The organism is Microbacterium ulmi (genome assembly GCF_011759705.1).
Lineage (GTDB): Bacteria > Actinomycetota > Actinomycetes > Actinomycetales > Microbacteriaceae > Microbacterium > Microbacterium ulmi.
On sequence record NZ_JAAOZF010000002.1, the window covers coordinates 632,646 to 649,122 of the forward strand.

Genomic DNA, 16,477 nt, shown 5'->3' on the forward strand with positions numbered 1-16,477 from the left:
GGATCATGCCGCTACGGGCACTGCGACCGCGGCATCGGCGGCTTCGAGCTCCTTGGGAGCGACGAACCGCTTCAGCGCGACGACCAGCAGCGCTGTCACGACCGTACCGGCCGCGAGGGCGACGAGGAAACCCCAGATGGGGTCGATCGCGAAGAACACGAAGATGCCACCGTGCGGAGCACGGGACTGGACCGCGAAGATCATGCTCAGCGCACCCGTGACGGCGCCCCCCGCCATGGAGGCGGGAATGACGCGCAGCGGGTCGGCCGCGGCGAACGGGATCGCCCCTTCCGAGATGAACGAGGCTCCGAGCAGCCACGCGGCCTTGCCGTTCTCGCGCTCCACGGGGGTGAAGAGGGGACGTGCGATGACGGTCGAGGCGAGGGCCATCGCGAGCGGCGGCACCATTCCGGCGCACATGACCGCCGCCATGATGAGGTACGGCGTCGTGTTGGTGGCGGATGCCGTGCCCAGCCCCGCGACCGCGAAGGCGTACGCGACCTTGTTGACGGGACCGCCGAGGTCGAAGCACATCATGAGTCCGACGATGACGCCGACGATCACGATCGCGCCTGTGGCGGCGAGGTCGTTGAGGCCGTTCGTCATCTGCTCCATGAGCCAGGCGATGGGACGGCCGAGGAACAGGATCATGAGCCCGGACGCCACGATCGAGCCGACGAGCGGGATGATCACGACCGGCATGAGCCCGCGGAGCCACCGGGGAACGTCGAGGCGGCCGAGCCACCACGCGACGAAGCCCGCGAGTAGGCCGCCGATGATGCCGCCGATGAACCCTGCCGACATGAGCACGGCGACGGCGCCCGCGACGAACCCGGGGGCGATGCCGGGGCGGTCGGCGATCGCGAAGGCGATGTAGCCCGCGAGGGCCGACACGAGGAATCCCATCGACGTCGACCCGATCATGAACGCGACGGAGCCGAGGTATTGTCCGAGGCCTCCCGCGGGCAGATCCCACAGGGAGTTCTCGATGATGACCTCTCCGGCGTGTTCCGTGACGTCGTACCCGCCGAGGAGGAAGCCGAGGGCGATGAGAAGACCGCCGCCCGCGACGAACGGGATCATGTAGCTCACGCCGGTGAGCAGCCACCGCTGGATGCGGGCGCCGGTGCTCTCGTGCGTCGTCGACGAGGCGGCGATCGTCGCGGTTCCCGTCACACGCTGTGCACCGGGATCGTTCGCAGCGGCGACGGCCTCTCGGATGAGCTGCTGGGGCTGTTCGATGCCCCGCTTGACGCCGGAGCGCACGACGGGCTTGCCCGCGAATCGCTGCGGCTCGCGCACGTCGACGTCGGTCGCGAAGATGACGGCGTCGGCCGCGTCGATGACGCTCTGCGGCAGGGCCTTGTATCCGCTCGAGCCCTGCGGCTCGACGACGAGGTCGATGCCGTCGTCCTTCCCGGCGGCCGTGAGCGCGTCGGCGGCCATGAACGTGTGCGCGATGCCCGTCGCGCAGGCCGTGACCGCGACGATGCGGGCGGGGCGGCCGTCGATCGCGAGCCCGTCGACGAGAGCAGTGGCCGCGTTGGCGGCGCCCTCGACGGGACGGGCCTGAGCAGACCCGGCGGAGGATCCCTGGGCCTCCGACGCGGGGGGCTGCGCCTCGCCGATCGCGTCCTCGACGATCGCGACGACGGCGTCCGGGGTCTGCGCCGCGCGCAGGCTCGCGGTGAAGTCGCTCTGCATGAGGCTGCGCGCGAGCTTCGACAGCACGGCGAGGTGCGCCTCCGCCGCGTTCTCGGGCGCCGCGATGAGGAACACGAGGTCGGCGGGTCCGTCGGGCGCGCCGAAGTCGACGCCCGGCGACAGCCGCGCGAACGCGAGTGACGGCACCGTCACGGCCGCGCTCTTCGCGTGCGGGATCGCGATGCCCCCGGGCAGCCCCGTCTCGTCCTTGTCCTCGCGCGCGATCGCATCGGCGGCCAGGGCTGCGGCATCCGTCGCTCGGCCCTGGGCTGCGACGCGGCCTGCGAGCGCGCGGATCACGTCGGACTTCGCAGAGCCGAGCTCGACGTCGAGGCTCACGAGCTCTGGGGTGATGGTGCGGGTCACGATGACCTCCAATGGTCGGTGCGGGAGTGGTGCGGAAGCGTCATGAGAGGCCGGCGATCGCGATGGCGCCGTCGGGGAGGTCGCGGGGCGAAGGCGCCTGCGTGCCGGGGAGGGATGCCGCGGCCGCGCCGTAGCGGATGGCGCGGCGCAGGCGCTCCTCCGGCCCCTCGCCCTCGGCGGCGGCCAGCAGGTAGCCGGCGAGCGAGCTGTCGCCGGCGCCGACCGTGCTCGCGACGCGGATGCGCGGCGGCACGGCGGTCCATGCGCCGTCGCCGTCCACGAGCACGGCGCCGTGCGCTCCGAGCGTCACGAGGGCCGCGCCGACGGAGCTCGGCACGAGCCGTCGCGCGATGTCGAGCACGGTCCGGGGCAGGTCTCGAGCGTCGTCGAGCGCGACATCCGCCAGCTCGGCGAGCTCCTCGTCGTTCGGCTTGATGAGATCGGGACGCCCGCTCGCGACGACCGCCGCGAGGGCGGCGCCCGACGCGTCGACGGCGATGCGCGGCGCGGCGTCGCCGTAGGCGTCGCGCACCGCTTCGATCACCTGCACGTAGAAGGAGTCGCCGGCGCCGGGCGGGAGCGAGCCCGCCAGCACGAGCCAGCGCGCGCCCTCGGACGCCGCCACGACGGTGTCGACGATCGCCGCGACGTCGGCCTCGCCCAGTGCCACGCCCGGCAGGTTGAGCTTCGTCGTGACGCCGGCGGGGTCGGTGATCGTCACGTTCTCGCGGACGTGCCCCGCGATCGGGACACGGCGAGCGACGACGCCGCTCGCACGCAGCGCGGCATCGAACGGGTCGTCGTCCGCGAGCGGCAGGACCGCGATCGTGTCGACCCCGGCGGCCGCGACGACCCTCGAGACGTTGATGCCCTTGCCTCCCGCGTCCTCGCGCGCCGACACGGCGGCCTGCACGTCGCCGGGGCGCAGGGGCGCCTCGAGCGTGATGGTGCGGTCGAGCGCAGGGTTCGCCGTGAGCGTCACGATCATGCGAGCCACACCTCCACGCCCGCCTCGGAGAGTGCCGTCGCGAGCTCGGCGTCGGGCTCGGCATCCGTCACCAGCACATCGATCGCGGAGAGCGGGGCGAAGCTCACGAGCAACTCTCGGCCGAGCTTCTCGGAGTCGGCGACGAGGACGACTCGGCGTGCGGAGCGGACGATGGCGGCCTTGACCGCGGCCTCGTCGGGATCCGGCGTGCTGACGCCGAAGCCCGCCGAGAGCCCGTTGGCGCCGAGGAACGCGATGTCGGGGCGCAGCGACTCGATCGCCCGCACCGTGTCGGCGCCCACGGCCGCGGCCGTGAGCCCGCGAACGCGGCCGCCGACGACCGAGAGCGAGACGGCGGGGACGCCTGCGAGCGTGTGAGCCAGCGTGAGCGCGTGTGTCACCACCTCGACGGGGCCGCCGTCGAGGTGGGTTGCGAGCCGCGCGGCCACGGCCCCCGTCGTCGTGCCCGCGTCGAAATAGAGCGACCCGCGGAAGCGCCGGCCGAGGGCCTCGAGCGCTCGCTCGGCGATCGCCGACTTCGCGACGCCGTGGTGCTGCAGCCGCTCGGCGAGCGAGGGCTCCGCGGTGCTCGCCCGCTCTCGGGGGACGGCGCCGCCGTGAACCCTCCGCAGGATGCCGGCGTTCTCCAGCTGGTCGAGGTCGCGGCGGATCGTCTCGGTCGTGACGTCGAATCGCCGTGCGAGCTCGACGACGCTCACTCGGCCGTCGTCGCCGAGAAGTCGCTCGATCAGTTCGTGCCGCTCCGTCGCGTACATTCCCGCCCCCTCGTCAGTATCCACACAATACAACACATACAAACATATACACAACACGTTTCCCAGACGTTCCCACGAGGTCATAGAGTCGGCTCGTGCCCGACAAGCCCCGCGCGGAGGTGGTGATCGACGAGCCGCTCGTGCGACGGCTCCTCGTGACGCAGGCGACAGACGCCCTCCCCGATGCCGCGATCCTCCCACTCGCCCTCGCGGCAGAAGGGTGGGACAGCGCCGTGTGGCGTCTGGGAGACGACCTCGCCGTGCGTCTGCCCCGACGCCGTCTCGGAGCGCCGCTGATCGTCCACGAGCAGCGCTGGCTCCCCTCGATCGCGGCGCGCATCGGGCCGACCGGCATCCGGGTCCCTGCGCCCCTCTTCGCGGGAGCGCCCGGCTCCGGGTACCCGTGGGCGTGGTCGGTCGTCCCGTGGATCGACGGGATGCCGGGCCTCGCCGTGCCCCGTGCGCTCCGCACAGGCTGGGCGGTCCCGCTCGCGGACGCCCTCCTGGCGCTGCACCTCCCCGCGCCGGCCGATCATCCCGTCAACCCCGTTCGCGGCGGCCCGCTCGCGGAGCGCGCCGATGCCGTCGCAGAGCGGTTCTCGGCCCTGCGGAGCCGTGCCCGTGCCGCAGGGCTCGCCGAGGCGCACCGGCTCTGGCTGGCGGGGCTCGCGGCGTCCCCTTGGGCACAGCCGCCCCTGTGGATCCACGGCGACCTGCATCCGGGCAATCTCGTCGCGCACGGAGCCGAGCTCGCCGGCATCATCGACTTCGGCGACGTCACGGGAGGCGACCCCGCGTACGACCTCGCGGTCGCCTGGCTCGCGTTCGACTCAGCCGGGAGGGACGCGTTCATCGCGGCGACAGGCGATCGATACGGTGAGGCGACCTGGACGCGCGCTCGGGCGTGGGCCGTCGCCGTCGCACTCATCCTGCTCGTGCACAGCGACGACAACCCGGACTATGCGGCGCTGGGGGAAGAGGCGCTCGCCGAGGTCATCCGAGATTGATCGCGTTCTCGACGATCTCGCCCGCGGGGTCGATCCACACGTCGACGGTGTCATCGCGGACGACGAACCGCACGGTGCTTCCCACGGGCAGATCGGCGTCGATCATCTGTGAAAGGCCCCCGAAGACCCACAGGTCGACCTGGGGGTCGAGCCGGTCCAGGGCACAGCCCCAGTCCAGCAGGCCGCCGTCGATCGTGAGCAGGAGGCACACCGCGTCGTCGGCCCGCCGCATCGTCCACAGGGTCACGCCCTCCCACTCTCCGAAGTGCTTCAGCGAGTCGGGATCACCCGCGAGATAGTCCAGGCCGACGGGCACGATGGGCTTGTCCGCAGCGTCATCGCTCGCCTGATGGAGCACGACGTCGGGCGCCCGCTCGCCGAGCGCGATCCCTGCGAACGTCGCGGAGACGCCGAGGAGGATCCCGACGCCGACCGCCATCCCCGTCCACCCACGGCGCAGGAGGCGTGTCAGACCGGCGGCCCGCGAGCCTGACTCGATGCCGGTCTGCCGCGCGCCTGCGGCCTCGGCTCCGGCTCCGGCTTCGGCCGTCGCCGTCTCGGACTCCGAGCCAGGCTTCGTCGCCGGCTCGGCAGACGCCGGAGCCCTTCCGGACGATGGCGCGTCGCCCCGCACCGCGGCGGCTGCTGGCGTTTCACCCCGCACGGCGTCGGCCGCCGACGTCGGTCGTGTGCGGTGCGCGCGCACCCGCTCCTCGAGAAGCTGGAGTCGCTCGAGCTCGTGCGCATCGAGCCCCGCCTCGGACCCGGGGCCGTATGCGCGGCGCCGAAGTTCGTGGAGCTCGTGCTCGGCATCCGGCGTCAAGATCGTCACGCGGTCCATTCTCGCCCGGCGAGCTGACAGGCGACGGAGGCGGGGCGAACTGTGGAGTGCGGTCCGGTGGGGCGCAGCCTCACGCTCGATCGCCATCGGTCGCTCGCGAGTCTCGGCGTCCATCCGCGCCTGCGCGACGCCATCCCCCTCGCGACGCCATCCCCCCTCGCGACGCCATCGCCCTGGCGGCGCCATCGCCCCTCGTGGCGCTCAGAGCGTGTCCTGCGAGCAGGTGACGGTGGCCGGCTCGATCTCCTGGATCCGGAGGACGACACCGTAGGGCGGTCACCCGGATGCTGCGCCCAAAGTCCTCGTCGACGACGTCGTACGCGTATCCCCCGGCGCCCAGACGCGACGCGAGGTTTCGACATCCGCGACGCATCGGATCGGATCGGCACGACAGTACCCGGCGGCACCCCGGATCGACGAGAAAACCCCCGCCTGAGCGGAGGTTCTCTTGAAGCTGGGGTACCTGGACTCGAACCAAGAACAACTGACGGGCTCGGACCAGATGACGCCACGGCGCCGAATCGGCGAGAATCCGCGTGATTCCGCGGTTCTCATGGCAACGACTCTACCGGCAACCACCGGCTGATGCCGGCCGACCTGGGGGTTTCTGGTCACCAATCTGGTCACCTGAGCGGGTCCCGTGGGCGGCCCAGCGCACTTGACCCCCAGGTGCCTCGACAGGGCCGGATCGCTGATTTTCCGGGCCGTTCTGCCACGCAGACGGCCTCTTTTCATGTCATGGGATGCATAGTTTGCAGGGTTTTGGTCCCCTTCTGGTCCCCCACCGTCCTAGACGTCAAACAGTCTCTCGCGTGGCTCGCCTTCTTCGGTCCACTTCACGAGGACGTTCGTCGGGACGCCGTCTGCAATCGACAGATCGTATCGAAAGCGCTGGAGCTGCCCAGCGTGAAGGGTGCGAGGGCGGTCGCCTTCGTACAGGAGGTTGGCCTGCCGATCCCCCGCGCGTGCGGTGAGTGACTCCGCGTCGATGCCGCCCTCGTTCTTCACATCGATGAACCGACGCACCCTCGTCTTCAGGCGACCGCGGCTATCTTGCTCGGGGATGTTCTCGCTACCGCTCTGCACGATCAGCTTCACGCCTGCGAGAGCAGGCGCTGGGTCAAGAGGCCCACCAATACCGAGCGCTTCGATGTCGCTGTCGATGGCGGCCCAGACCTTGGCAATCAATTCGTCGGCGTTCGCGTACGTACCGTAGAGGCTCCGTCGCGCCAAGTCGTCCCGGAACTGGCGAAGCGCCGCGAGCTGTTCGATGTCGACATCGTTTGGATGCGGCGCTGTCGAAAACCAGAGGTGCACACGCTTCCCATCTGCGACGGCACGGTCGATCTCTTCGACAGTTCCGGAGATAGCTGTCGGCGTTGCTGTGCCGATCCTGCTGCCGAAGATGCCCACGAGTGCGTCCGCGTTGTCGAGCAAGGCCGCATTGATGATCGCCTGCGGGTGATCCCCGGCTTGCGGCACTACCGACTCCCAGCGCAGTGGGACCACTACGACGCTGCGCGTCCGCGCGTTTGACTCGTTCCAGCTGGAGATCGCTCGCAACGCCGCCTCTCGACCGTCGCTTACATCACCGGGAGACGCAATCATCACGTAGAGCACCGTGGCCGACGAAGTCATATCCCGAGCATACGAACGTTCACGTCCCGACTGTCAGTGCTCCGAAGCCAGGAACTCCGATGCTGCATACGTTTGTGCCTGTGCCGGTCGAGGCGCGTCGGTCGAACCGATCTCATTGGATGCTCCCCCGGAGCCGAGCGAGCTACCGATAGGCGGCCTGTGCGTCAACCTTCAGCCACTTCTCGGCTCGAGCAACACTCAGCAGCGATGCTTGCGCAGGGTGCTCCCGCGAGGACAGCTCGGTGCTTACCGCGTCGTCTACCTGCGGAGCCGAGGTGCGCAGCTCGATAAGAGCGGCGAGTTCTGGATCTCTGACGTTGCCAGTGACTGCCCGGCTGCTAAGCCAGCCATACCGGGCGATCTGTTCCGCCGCTCTGAAGGCTGTGCGGCGTCGTGCACCGGGAAGCTGTTCGAGCGCAGACTCGAGCGAAGGAAGTAGTGCTGTCACGACGGCTCCGGAAGCCACACTCCAGAGAGCCAAGGCCCACTCTGCTCGGGCCAGGTCGTCGTCAAGCGCATCGAGCTGCTGGCGCCACCAATCCGCATCACGGCTATTTCCCCGGCTCTGCGCAAGGAGTACGGAGGGATGGCTCGCGTTGCCGAAGGCGGTGGCGTCGGGCCTCTTCGTGTACGCCGTCGTGAACGGCGATGCCGCTCCGATAATGGCGATCTCCGAGGCAAGCCAGCAGCGTCCGACGTACGCGTGCAACGCGGCCGCTGTCTCAGCCCAGGGGAAGGTGCTTCCCTTCTGCCCAACTTTGACGGCTCTCTGCTTGGCGATGCCTTCGTAGGGGGACTTGACCTTCCGGAGTTGGTTGATTGCCTCGCTTCGGCGTCGCTTTGTCCGCTCGTCGCCAGCGACGAACCCTGTCTTCGAAGTCGTGAAGAAATCTCCTGGCGACAGAGCGACCGCAATCTGTGCGGGCAGGGAGCGCGTCGACGTCACCTGCGGGCACTCGCCGTCTAGGACAGCGTCGATGAGCGCGGTTTCGAGCGGCGTTCCGCTCGACGGGACGAGGCCGGCGCTTAGGAAGAGCTGGGCACCGCCGTCGGACAGGTCGATCTGGTCGAAGGAGGCGGTCACGCCTGAGCCGGCCTCGCACTCGGCTCCGATCTCTAGCCACGCATTCTGTTGCGGCGTGCCGATCGATTCCTCGAGTCGCGCATGCCACCATTCCGCGAACTGGCTACGCTGGTTCAGCAGCTCCCGCAGCGCGCGTATCCGCTGCATGTTCTCCGGGTCCGCAGGATTGTTGCGGATCAGGGTCGTGAGCCTCTCCCAGGTGGGGTCGGCGCCGTCGGTGTCCGGGAGACTTGGAAGCTCGGGTAGTCCGACGATGTCGCGCCGATCAAGTGCAGCCAACAGGATCTTGATGCCTTCGTCGGAGCAGAGGGCCGTGAGCACTTTGCGCGCCTCGCGCGGCCGACGTTGGAATACGCCGTCAGCGAGGAGAGCCCACGCGGCCAAGTAGGACGCGGGCGCTGTGCTCGTTGACAACTCTTCCTCGATACCCGCCGTCAGCGGGTAGATATCGCTTCCCTTTGAGTTGCCGCCGTAGAATCTCGCGGTGTTCAGCCAGTAGGGTCGACGGAGCAGTTCTCGGAGCACAGTGGTGCTGTCGAATGTGGCATTGTCCTCGCCAGCATTGCGATAGAGGAAGCGAGCTGCGAAATACTCCCGCATCGAGAGGACCTCGAACTCGTAGGTGCCATCGATCTTGCTTGTGAGTGCCCACAACCGATCGCTGGCGCCTTCGAAGAGTTGGTCAACGATCGACTCGCGGTTGCCATAGGTCTGTTGGAAATGCCGCATAGCGGCCTTCAATTCCTCGACGCTCATGCGGCCGTTGATCTGCGACTCCTCCGTGTGTGCGTGGAGGTACCAGCCGAGGAACGGGATGATCTCAAGAAGCTCTTCTTTGTGGTCGCGGACCGTCTTTGGATGCTTGTTCGCCTCGCGGGCCAGAAGCAGATCAACGTATTTGTCGTAGAGGTCTGTTCGCTGGGTAGGCGTCGCTGCGCCCTGCTGCTGTAGAAGGTCGAGCAGGATAGTCAATTGCATCGGATTGCCGGCGAGCTCATTGATGTATGGCTCACGGCTCCTCTCTTTGAAGCTCTTCCGCAACGCGCGGCCGTCCTTTCCCTTGATACCGCGGACAGCGCACCACTTGCGCAGGTAGGAGTCCCGTTGCTCTACCGTGAGCTGATTGAGTGTCACGATCTCGAAGAGTCTCGTAGATGGCTCAGGCAGCTCGCCTGCACTCGGACGCGTCGTGACGACGATCTTCGGGGGGTCCGTGTAGGCCGCTCCTCGGCCGACGAACTTGTCGATCTCCTTGACGATTCTGCCGCGTATGGTCGCGCTGCCCACCTCATCGAGACCGTCCAGCACAACGAGGCTAGGCACGCGCTCGAAGATGTCCTGCACCGTCTTTGGGTCGACGGCGATGCCGCCGCTTTCGTGCGCCATCAGATCGGCGAGGAATCGCTCTATCGTGGCTTGCTCAGCCTTGCGGGCCTTGGTTCGACGCAGCCGGCTGTCATCGGAGTGATCCCACACATCCGCTCCGCCGAGCCAGAGCGCGTAGTCGCTGAGATCCAGCCGAATCGGGAATCGTGGCTTGTCCAGTCTGGGTAGTGAAGCCGGTTGCTCAGCTGCGGGCATGAATGCTCGGCGATGAGCCTGGCAAATGTACTGGCTGAGAGTCGACTTGCCTTGCCCCGGTGCACCTCGAACGAGCGTGAACGGGGCGGGGGCTTTCAAGAGGTACGCGGCGGCACCACCCACATGAGTCAACGCATCCCGCTGATGGCTGCTCGCAACCGTGTGGATTCGGTCGGCCGTAACGTCCACGAAGAGATCAACGACCTTCTCTCGGTCAACATCCGACTGACTAAACTTGACCCTCTGGTCGTCATCCCACTGCGCCGCCGCGACCTTGCGGATGAGATCGCGATTCGCTTTGTCCTTGGCGGCGCCGACCTGCTCGGCGATGAGATAGCGAATGAGGTCCCATCCAGCGAGCATGTCTGCATACGCCCACTTCGTCTCGGTCGGAGCGTTGTCAACCCACGGATTGAGCGCCTCGCGCCAGAAGCAAGTCATCTGCTCGTACCCGAAATCCTTCGCGTACTGCTCGAGCTTCTCGTCGAGCTGATCGAAGGTTCCTGACCCGGGCCTACTGGTGCTGCCCACGTTGGTGACCAAGAAATAGCGGCGAACTCCCTCGCTCGCTAGCCTTCGCAGATTGGATTCCTCATCTCGGACGACCTGGTCAAGCCAGCTCACTGGGTTTCGTTCCTTGCCAGTGACGGACCACTTCACCTGGTAAACAATCACCTTGTCGGCGTCGAGCTTTCGCAGGCCGTCGCGTCCTCCATCAGCCTGACGCAACGCCATCGGAATGTACTCAGGGAACTGATGAGCGAGTACTGCGCTGACGAGCTGCTGGAAGTCGTGATCTCCCAAGCGTTCGTAGAGGTAGCGATGCTGGCTCTCGGCCATTGCGGCCTCCTTTGCTTGGCTCCTGCAACGTCTGCGTCTATTCAACCCGGAGCAACCGACAAGACGGCGGAAGCGCGCACGATCAACGCTCGACGTCGCGTGAGCGACAAACTAAGTGGTCGACCCTCACTACTCGCCGAGCGCGCGTATCTCGATGAACCCGGCGAGTGACCGCGGGTCGCGGGACTGGTCGTACTGCCGAAGCCGGGCGATGTACTCGGGCTTGTCGAGGTCCCAGAAGTAGCGCTGGGGCGGCTCAGCATCCTGCGCAGCGAGAAACAGGAGGTCGGCGAGCAGGCGCGTCGTTCGCCCGTTCCCGTCGGTGAAGGGATGGATGCGTACAGCCTCCGCGTGGGCGGCGATGCCAAGTTCGTGGGCGATCCAGTCGTCGGTGTGCTGCCAGCGGTAGCGGATGGTCTCCAGCGAGCCGCGGAGCTCGACGGCGATCATCTCGGGAGCGACGCCGATGTTCAGCTCGCGCTTCCGGTAGATGCCGGCCCAAGTCCAGATGTCGCCATAGAGGCGACGGTGCAGGTCGCGCACGTAGTGATCGGTCAGCAGCTCATCGACAGTGAGCGCGCCGTCGAGCACGGCCGTGACGAGTTCCTCGGCGACTTCCTCCTGCACGGCTTGCTCGAGGTCGTAGACGTCAGCCTTCGTGATCGGCTCGCCGAGGAGTTCGCGTGCCTGCGGGAGCAGTGCGTCGGCCTCGTCGTCGGTGACGGGCGTCTCGCCATAGCCCGGCGTCAGCGGCATCAGCCGCGCTGGCGACGCTCAGCGAGGAACCGCTCGACGCGCTCGGAGCGCACGTGCCCGGCGGGGACGGTGCGGCGTTCGAGCTCGGCCGACTCCTTCGTGGATCGGATGGCGAACTGCTTCACGGTCTCCTTGGTCACGGTTCGACGTTCCACGGCTCGCACCTCCTTCTCCATCGCCTGTGCGACGCGACCTCCATTCTATCGCGGGAGGTCGCCGCAGCACAGGCTTCCCGATTGGACGGAGGTGCGTCGTGTCCCTCCGCGATGCCGGGAGCCCCCGGATACGGTATGACGAGGCAACGGCTCTGCTAGGTGCTCTGCGTAGAGAATCAGCAGCCGATCAAGCGAAGGGCCGAGCATGGCGTACGAGCAGCTCCCAATCGTCGAGGTCGACCTCGACGGGCTCCTCCTCGACCTCGAGAACTACCGCATCCCGACGAGACGCGACGACGAGGCCGGAGCGCTGAAGTATCTGTTCGCGTCAGAGGACGTCCTTGGCGCCGCGCGGCTGATACTCAGGGACGGCTACTTTGACAACGAGGTTCCGATCGTGATTGCCAGCACCCCTGGCACGGACGGCCCGCCCTACGTCGTGCTGGAAGGTAATCGCCGCGTCAGCGCGCTGAAGGCACTGCAGAACCCCACGCTCGTTCCCGGACATGAGAGCGATATTCGGGCGTTGCTCAAGCGGTACGCGGTCGAGGCGCAGGATCTACCCGAGCGAGTCCGGGTGATCGTCGCGCCGGATAGGGCGGCGGCCGCGCCTCACGTGGCGAGATTGCATACCGGGATCTCCAAGCGGCGCTGGAGCCGTGACCAGCAGGCTACGTTCTACTACTCGCTGGTGGACGATCAGACGACGGTAGACGATGTCAAGGCGCAGTACCCAGATGTCGATGTGGTCCGCTTCATGAAGATGGCGTTCATGCGTCGGTATCTCGCAGAAGTGCCGTTCACCGACCCGAGCCTGCGCCAGTACGCGGCAAGTGACGATTTGCGCATGTCAGTGTTCGAGTACGCGTATCGGAATAAGGACATCGCCCTCGCCATCGGCGCGGAGTTCGACAAGGAGGGGTACCTCGTTCCTCGGTCGTCATCGCCGGAACAGATCGCCGCGACCCTGCCACGCGGAAGGCTCGACGCGCTCGAGTACTTGGTCAACGAGTTCCGCGCAGACCGGCTCAACACCCGCTCGCCAGAATTCAAGAAGGCAAGCACGCCCCATCAAACGTTGGTCGCCCGCCTCAATGGACAGACGATCACATCTCCGGCTACCGGAGCGCCGGATTCGCCCGCGCCGACGCCGCGGCCCACGGGTGGGTCTTCTGGGGTGTCGGGCTCAGGGACTGATACTCCTGCTACACGAAGCTCCGGTACCTGGAGTAGTGCCGCACCGACGGCCGACCCTACCCCTGGTCCCGGTACGCGCGGCCCGAACCATCCCGACACGAAGAACACTCTCGACCTGACGGGACTCGGATACGAGAACGCCCCGCTGAACCTCAAGCTCCGCTATCACGAGCTCCGCGAGATCGGCCTCGCGCGGCTTCCCATCGCTGCTGCCATTCTGATGCGTTCCGTGCTGGAGTCGACTATCAAGGTGCACTTCGAGGGGTCCTCGACGCCTGTGACGGGTGAACTGAGCAAGGTGTTCGCGCAGGTGGTTCAGACCTATGGCAGCGAGAAGTCACTAAAGGCGACGATCAACGCGATCCAGTCGGGCAACGTCCACAAGCACGGCTCGATCCAGTGGTTCAACCTCATTGCGCACAGCGCAGATGCCTCCGTGTCAGCGGATGACGTGCGCCAAGCCTGGAGAGTCGTGAACCCGCTGCTCAGGCACTTGCTACGTCTACCGTCGACTGCTCCTGCACCGACTGCGACTCCATGATCGCGCGCGCGACCGCACTTGAGGCGATGAGCAGCTCTTCCGCTTGGCCTGGGTACCGCGCTGAGTAGGTCAGCTCCAGCCGGCACTGGAACTGCTCTCGGTACAGGCCCTCGATGAGTGGCGCCGTGTCGTAGGTCATGAGCCAGTGCGCTGGATGGACAGCATTGACAACTGCGGCGAGAGCCTTGTGATCGCGCCCGTCGAACGCATTGAGATAGAGCTGCGATCCGGCTTGGACATAGGGCGGGTCGATGTACATGAAGGCACTATCGTCCTGGGCGTAATTCTGGATCACGGTTCGCCCGTCGAGATCGGTCACGGTGATCCGATCAGCCAGATCTCCGATTGCAGTGAGCCGCTGCGCGAGAGTCTCACGATTGAATCGAGCATCGATCTTGTAGTTGCCGGTCTGCGCTTGCCCGCCGATGACACCGGCATTGAGGATGCCTGAACGGTTGGTGCGGTTCAGGTAGAAGAACGCGAAGCCCAGATCCAAGATGTTCTTTTCGTTTTTCGCCCGGTAGATGGTTCGCTGTTTCTGCCACTCCTCGACATTCAGCGGGGTCGAGCGGACTCGCCCGACTAGCTCGGCGTTGTGCTCGACTGCGGACCTCCAGAACGCATGCACCGCAGGGTCGATGTCGTTGACGACAAGATGCGCGACGATACCTTCACGCAATAGCGCAATGCCAGCTCCGACGCCGCCCGCGTAGGGCTCAATGTATCTCGGATGCTCGATATGCAGCGCTTTGATTATGTCCCCGAAGAACCCCGCGAGTGCCGCTTTACCTCCGGGGTACCGAAGAGGAGACAGCGTGCCGTAGCGCCTGGACGCAAGAACCCGTACCCGATCGCTCATGACGTCCCTTTCCTGTCGGCCCGATGCGCCGCAACGCGACACCGTGCTGAGCAGAATCGAGCATCCCCGCGTCCGAGAAATCGTTCGTGGCAACGCTCACACTCCCGCCATGCACCGCGCCTGCGCAAGCGCTCGCCACGCAGAGCTCGGTCGAGGCCCGTGAGCCCTTCATCGTCGACCTTCTTCAGATCAATCACGTTACGTATACTATCCGTTACAAACAGTCATGCTGAGACCGACACACCCTTGTGAGGAAGGCAGTGCGGCGAGGCTCAGAACAGCGTTGGCACGTCGTTGCGCGGCGCGGCTCAACGGCCGCCGAAGACGGAGACGGGGCTGAGGTTCCCGCCCGGGGCACGGAGTCGTCCTCCATCGAGGTGCTTCACGAACACACCAGAGTCGGTGAAACTGTCGGCGGTATAGCGGGGCGTTCGCATGCTCTCTGTTCAGCTCGCGGACTCAATCGTTGCCTCCGTCACACACCAGCGAAGACATCGTCCCCGTACGAGATAGGGAGATGCCTCCGCGTCTGCGTGTTCACCCGGCTTTCCCAAGAGCGCGCTCCAGGTGCTCAGCAGTCACGGGGTTCACGGTCTCGCTGCGCTGGATGTAGTGCTGCATCGTGATCCGCGGGTCGGTGTGGCCGAGGAGCTCGGAGGCGAGGAGCGCGCCTTGTGCGTCGTTGACGATGGTGGCGACGGTGCGGCGGAATCGGTGCGGGGTCACGTTCTCGATCCCGGCCCCGTTCATCACGTCGCGCAGGAGCCGGCGGATGTTGTTCGTCGTGTGCGGCGTCCCGACCCGCGTGCTGAACAAGAGCGCGCCCGGTTCGGCGTCTCCGCTACGCAGCAGGCGCGAGCGGATCGCCTGCAACGCGAACGACGGCAGCGCGACGCGGCGAACCGAGCGATCCGTCTTCGGATGATCCTGCCGGTGCGTCGGCTCACCCTTGCGGCTGATGATCGTCCCGGCAATCCGTGCCGTCGGGATCGGACCGTCCAGATCGAGATCCTGGAGTCGGATGGCGAGGACTTCGCCGATGCGGGCGGAGGTGCCGAGCATGACCTCGACGATCTGCCCGAGCTGACGGTCCGGCCGCGGTCCCGCCAGAACCCGCCACGACTCCCACGCCTTGATCGCCGCCCGGATCTCCAGCACCTCGCCGATTGTGAACGCGTCCGGGATGGCCTTCTTCCGGTGCAGCCGGGAGACATGATCCATCAGGTTGCGGGGCAGGATCTCGTGGCGGACGGCGAGCGCGAGGGCAAGGCGGAGGACGACGCGGGCATGCTTGGCTCGGCTGTAGCTGCGTCTGGCGAGTTGCTTGAGGAAGTAGTCGCAGCGGGCGACCTCGATCTCCCGAAGGGTGAGGTCCTTGAACGCCGGGAGAACAAGGGCACGCATGTCCCGCTCGTAGAGCTGCCTCGTGGTTCGTGAGAGGCGGCCTTCGATCTCCATGTCTTCCAGCCAGTAGGCGACGAGCTCCGGGAAGGGGCTGTCGGCGCTCATCCCGTTGAATCCTGGCTGGTAGAGGGACCGTTCGGCGAGCTTCTGCTTCAGTTTCCGCTCAGCGGCGGAGATGGAGGGCCCAGTGGCCTGGACGAGCCGGTTCTTGCCGTCCCAGTCGCGATACCGGGCACGGGCGATATGGTTGCCGTTGGGCTGCTTGCTGGAGGCGATGACGCCGAAGGTGCCGATCGGCGTGCGGGGCCTACCCACGCGCGCCCTCCCCCGCTGCGGGAAAGGTAGCGGCGCCCGAAGGCTGGACGTGAGGCTCGCTCATCGTGTCCATCCACGCACGGATGTCGCTGACGCCGAACATGATGCGCTTGCCGAAACGGTACGCGCGCGGGCCTTTGCTGTTGGTGCGCCAGTCGTAGACGGTGGAGACGGGCACGCCAAGGTAGTCAGCGAGCTCCCGCGTCATGCATGAAGGCCCGATCGAGGAACTAGCGGGGGCAGGATTCGCGGTCTCGTTGCGGCGGGTGAGTGATGGTGGGTTTGCTGTGGCCACGGAGCTCAGATGTGAGCTTCATACGTACTATCTCTCGCCTCGTCGACAAATAGGACGTTGGAACCCCAGACTTCGGGCCGTTCTCGCACTCCACGGCACGGTTCGCGTCTATCCCTGATCCCTCCTTCGG

Annotated in this window: 13 protein-coding genes; 2 read left to right on the top strand and 11 right to left on the bottom strand. The window is 66.7% G+C overall.

Annotated elements, in window-relative coordinates; translation table 11 throughout:
* Positions 1 to 3: 3 nt before the first annotated feature.
* Genes FHS08_RS15675 through FHS08_RS15685 form a run of 3 tightly spaced genes read right to left on the bottom strand, consistent with a single transcriptional unit; the run spans position 4 to position 3,834 of the window.
* The gene (locus tag FHS08_RS15675) at positions 4 to 2,070 is read right to left on the bottom strand and encodes a fructose-specific PTS transporter subunit EIIC (RefSeq protein WP_167041285.1); all 2,067 of its coding nucleotides are present in this window, start codon (positions 2,068 to 2,070) and stop codon (positions 4 to 6) included.
* Between the two features lie 40 nt (positions 2,071 to 2,110).
* On the bottom strand, positions 2,111 to 3,058 hold the full coding sequence (gene pfkB / locus FHS08_RS15680) for a 1-phosphofructokinase (RefSeq protein WP_167041288.1): 948 nt from the start codon (positions 3,056 to 3,058) through the stop codon (positions 2,111 to 2,113).
* Complete coding sequence (locus FHS08_RS15685) at positions 3,055 to 3,834, bottom strand: DeoR/GlpR family DNA-binding transcription regulator (protein WP_167041291.1); 780 nt, start codon at positions 3,832 to 3,834, stop codon at positions 3,055 to 3,057. The genes pfkB and FHS08_RS15685 overlap by 4 nt, the downstream gene beginning before the upstream one ends.
* 95 nt (positions 3,835 to 3,929) lie before the next feature.
* Between FHS08_RS15685 and FHS08_RS15690 the strand changes: the two genes are divergently transcribed.
* Positions 3,930 to 4,841, top strand: a complete 912-nt coding sequence (locus tag FHS08_RS15690; protein WP_167041294.1) for a phosphotransferase — start codon at positions 3,930 to 3,932, stop codon at positions 4,839 to 4,841.
* On the opposite strand, the gene FHS08_RS15695 is transcribed toward FHS08_RS15690, so the two are convergent.
* The 5 genes from FHS08_RS15695 to FHS08_RS15715 form a co-directional block, all read right to left on the bottom strand.
* Positions 4,828 to 5,673, bottom strand: a complete 846-nt coding sequence (locus FHS08_RS15695; RefSeq protein ID WP_167041297.1) for a hypothetical protein — start codon at positions 5,671 to 5,673, stop codon at positions 4,828 to 4,830. The genes FHS08_RS15690 and FHS08_RS15695 overlap by 14 nt on opposite strands.
* A 798-nt stretch (positions 5,674 to 6,471) precedes the next feature.
* The gene (locus tag FHS08_RS15700; protein WP_167041300.1) at positions 6,472 to 7,320 is read right to left on the bottom strand and encodes a DUF4062 domain-containing protein; all 849 of its coding nucleotides are present in this window, start codon (positions 7,318 to 7,320) and stop codon (positions 6,472 to 6,474) included.
* Positions 7,321 to 7,462: 142 nt separating this feature from the next.
* The gene (locus FHS08_RS15705) at positions 7,463 to 10,825 is read right to left on the bottom strand and encodes an NACHT domain-containing protein (protein ID WP_167041303.1); all 3,363 of its coding nucleotides are present in this window, start codon (positions 10,823 to 10,825) and stop codon (positions 7,463 to 7,465) included.
* Positions 10,826 to 10,954: 129 nt separating this feature from the next.
* A complete protein-coding gene (locus FHS08_RS15710) occupies positions 10,955 to 11,581 on the bottom strand; it encodes a Fic family protein (protein WP_167041306.1) in 627 nt (208 codons plus the stop codon).
* Entirely contained in the window at positions 11,581 to 11,721 is a 141-nt protein-coding gene (locus FHS08_RS15715; protein WP_167041309.1) for a hypothetical protein, read from the bottom strand. The genes FHS08_RS15710 and FHS08_RS15715 overlap by 1 nt, the downstream gene beginning before the upstream one ends.
* A gap of 220 nt (positions 11,722 to 11,941) precedes the next feature.
* On the opposite strand from FHS08_RS15715, the gene FHS08_RS15720 reads away from it, so the two are divergent.
* The gene (locus FHS08_RS15720; protein WP_167041312.1) at positions 11,942 to 13,474 is read left to right on the top strand and encodes a hypothetical protein; all 1,533 of its coding nucleotides are present in this window, start codon (positions 11,942 to 11,944) and stop codon (positions 13,472 to 13,474) included.
* Here the strand turns inward: FHS08_RS15720 and FHS08_RS15725 are convergent.
* The 3 genes from FHS08_RS15725 to FHS08_RS15735 form a co-directional block, all read right to left on the bottom strand.
* Entirely contained in the window at positions 13,419 to 14,333 is a 915-nt protein-coding gene (locus FHS08_RS15725; protein WP_167041315.1) for a DNA adenine methylase, read from the bottom strand. The two genes, FHS08_RS15720 and FHS08_RS15725, sit on opposite strands and share 56 nt — an antisense overlap.
* A 537-nt stretch (positions 14,334 to 14,870) precedes the next feature.
* Positions 14,871 to 16,052 (bottom strand): tyrosine-type recombinase/integrase, encoded by a 1,182-nt coding sequence (locus tag FHS08_RS15730; protein ID WP_167041318.1) that lies wholly within the window; start codon positions 16,050 to 16,052, stop codon positions 14,871 to 14,873.
* On the bottom strand, positions 16,045 to 16,260 hold the full coding sequence (locus tag FHS08_RS15735; protein ID WP_167041321.1) for a helix-turn-helix domain-containing protein: 216 nt from the start codon (positions 16,258 to 16,260) through the stop codon (positions 16,045 to 16,047). Before FHS08_RS15735 ends, FHS08_RS15730 begins: the two co-directional genes overlap by 8 nt.
* Positions 16,261 to 16,477 lie beyond the last annotated feature (217 nt).

Bases quoted from the DNA above. Each gene is read 5' to 3' on its own strand.
- FHS08_RS15725 (WP_167041315.1), bottom strand. From the start codon at position 14,333: ATGAGCGATCGGGTACGGGTTCTTGCGTCCAGGCGCTACGGCACGCTG.
- FHS08_RS15720 (WP_167041312.1), top strand. From the start codon at position 11,942: ATGGCGTACGAGCAGCTCCCAATCGTCGAGGTCGACCTCGACGGGCTC.
- FHS08_RS15710 (WP_167041306.1), bottom strand. From the start codon at position 11,581: ATGCCGCTGACGCCGGGCTATGGCGAGACGCCCGTCACCGACGACGAG.
- pfkB (WP_167041288.1), bottom strand. From the start codon at position 3,058: ATGATCGTGACGCTCACGGCGAACCCTGCGCTCGACCGCACCATCACG.
- FHS08_RS15705 (WP_167041303.1), bottom strand. From the start codon at position 10,825: ATGGCCGAGAGCCAGCATCGCTACCTCTACGAACGCTTGGGAGATCAC.
- FHS08_RS15700 (WP_167041300.1), bottom strand. From the start codon at position 7,320: ATGACTTCGTCGGCCACGGTGCTCTACGTGATGATTGCGTCTCCCGGT.
- FHS08_RS15735 (WP_167041321.1), bottom strand. From the start codon at position 16,260: ATGACGCGGGAGCTCGCTGACTACCTTGGCGTGCCCGTCTCCACCGTC.
- FHS08_RS15685 (WP_167041291.1), bottom strand. From the start codon at position 3,834: ATGTACGCGACGGAGCGGCACGAACTGATCGAGCGACTTCTCGGCGAC.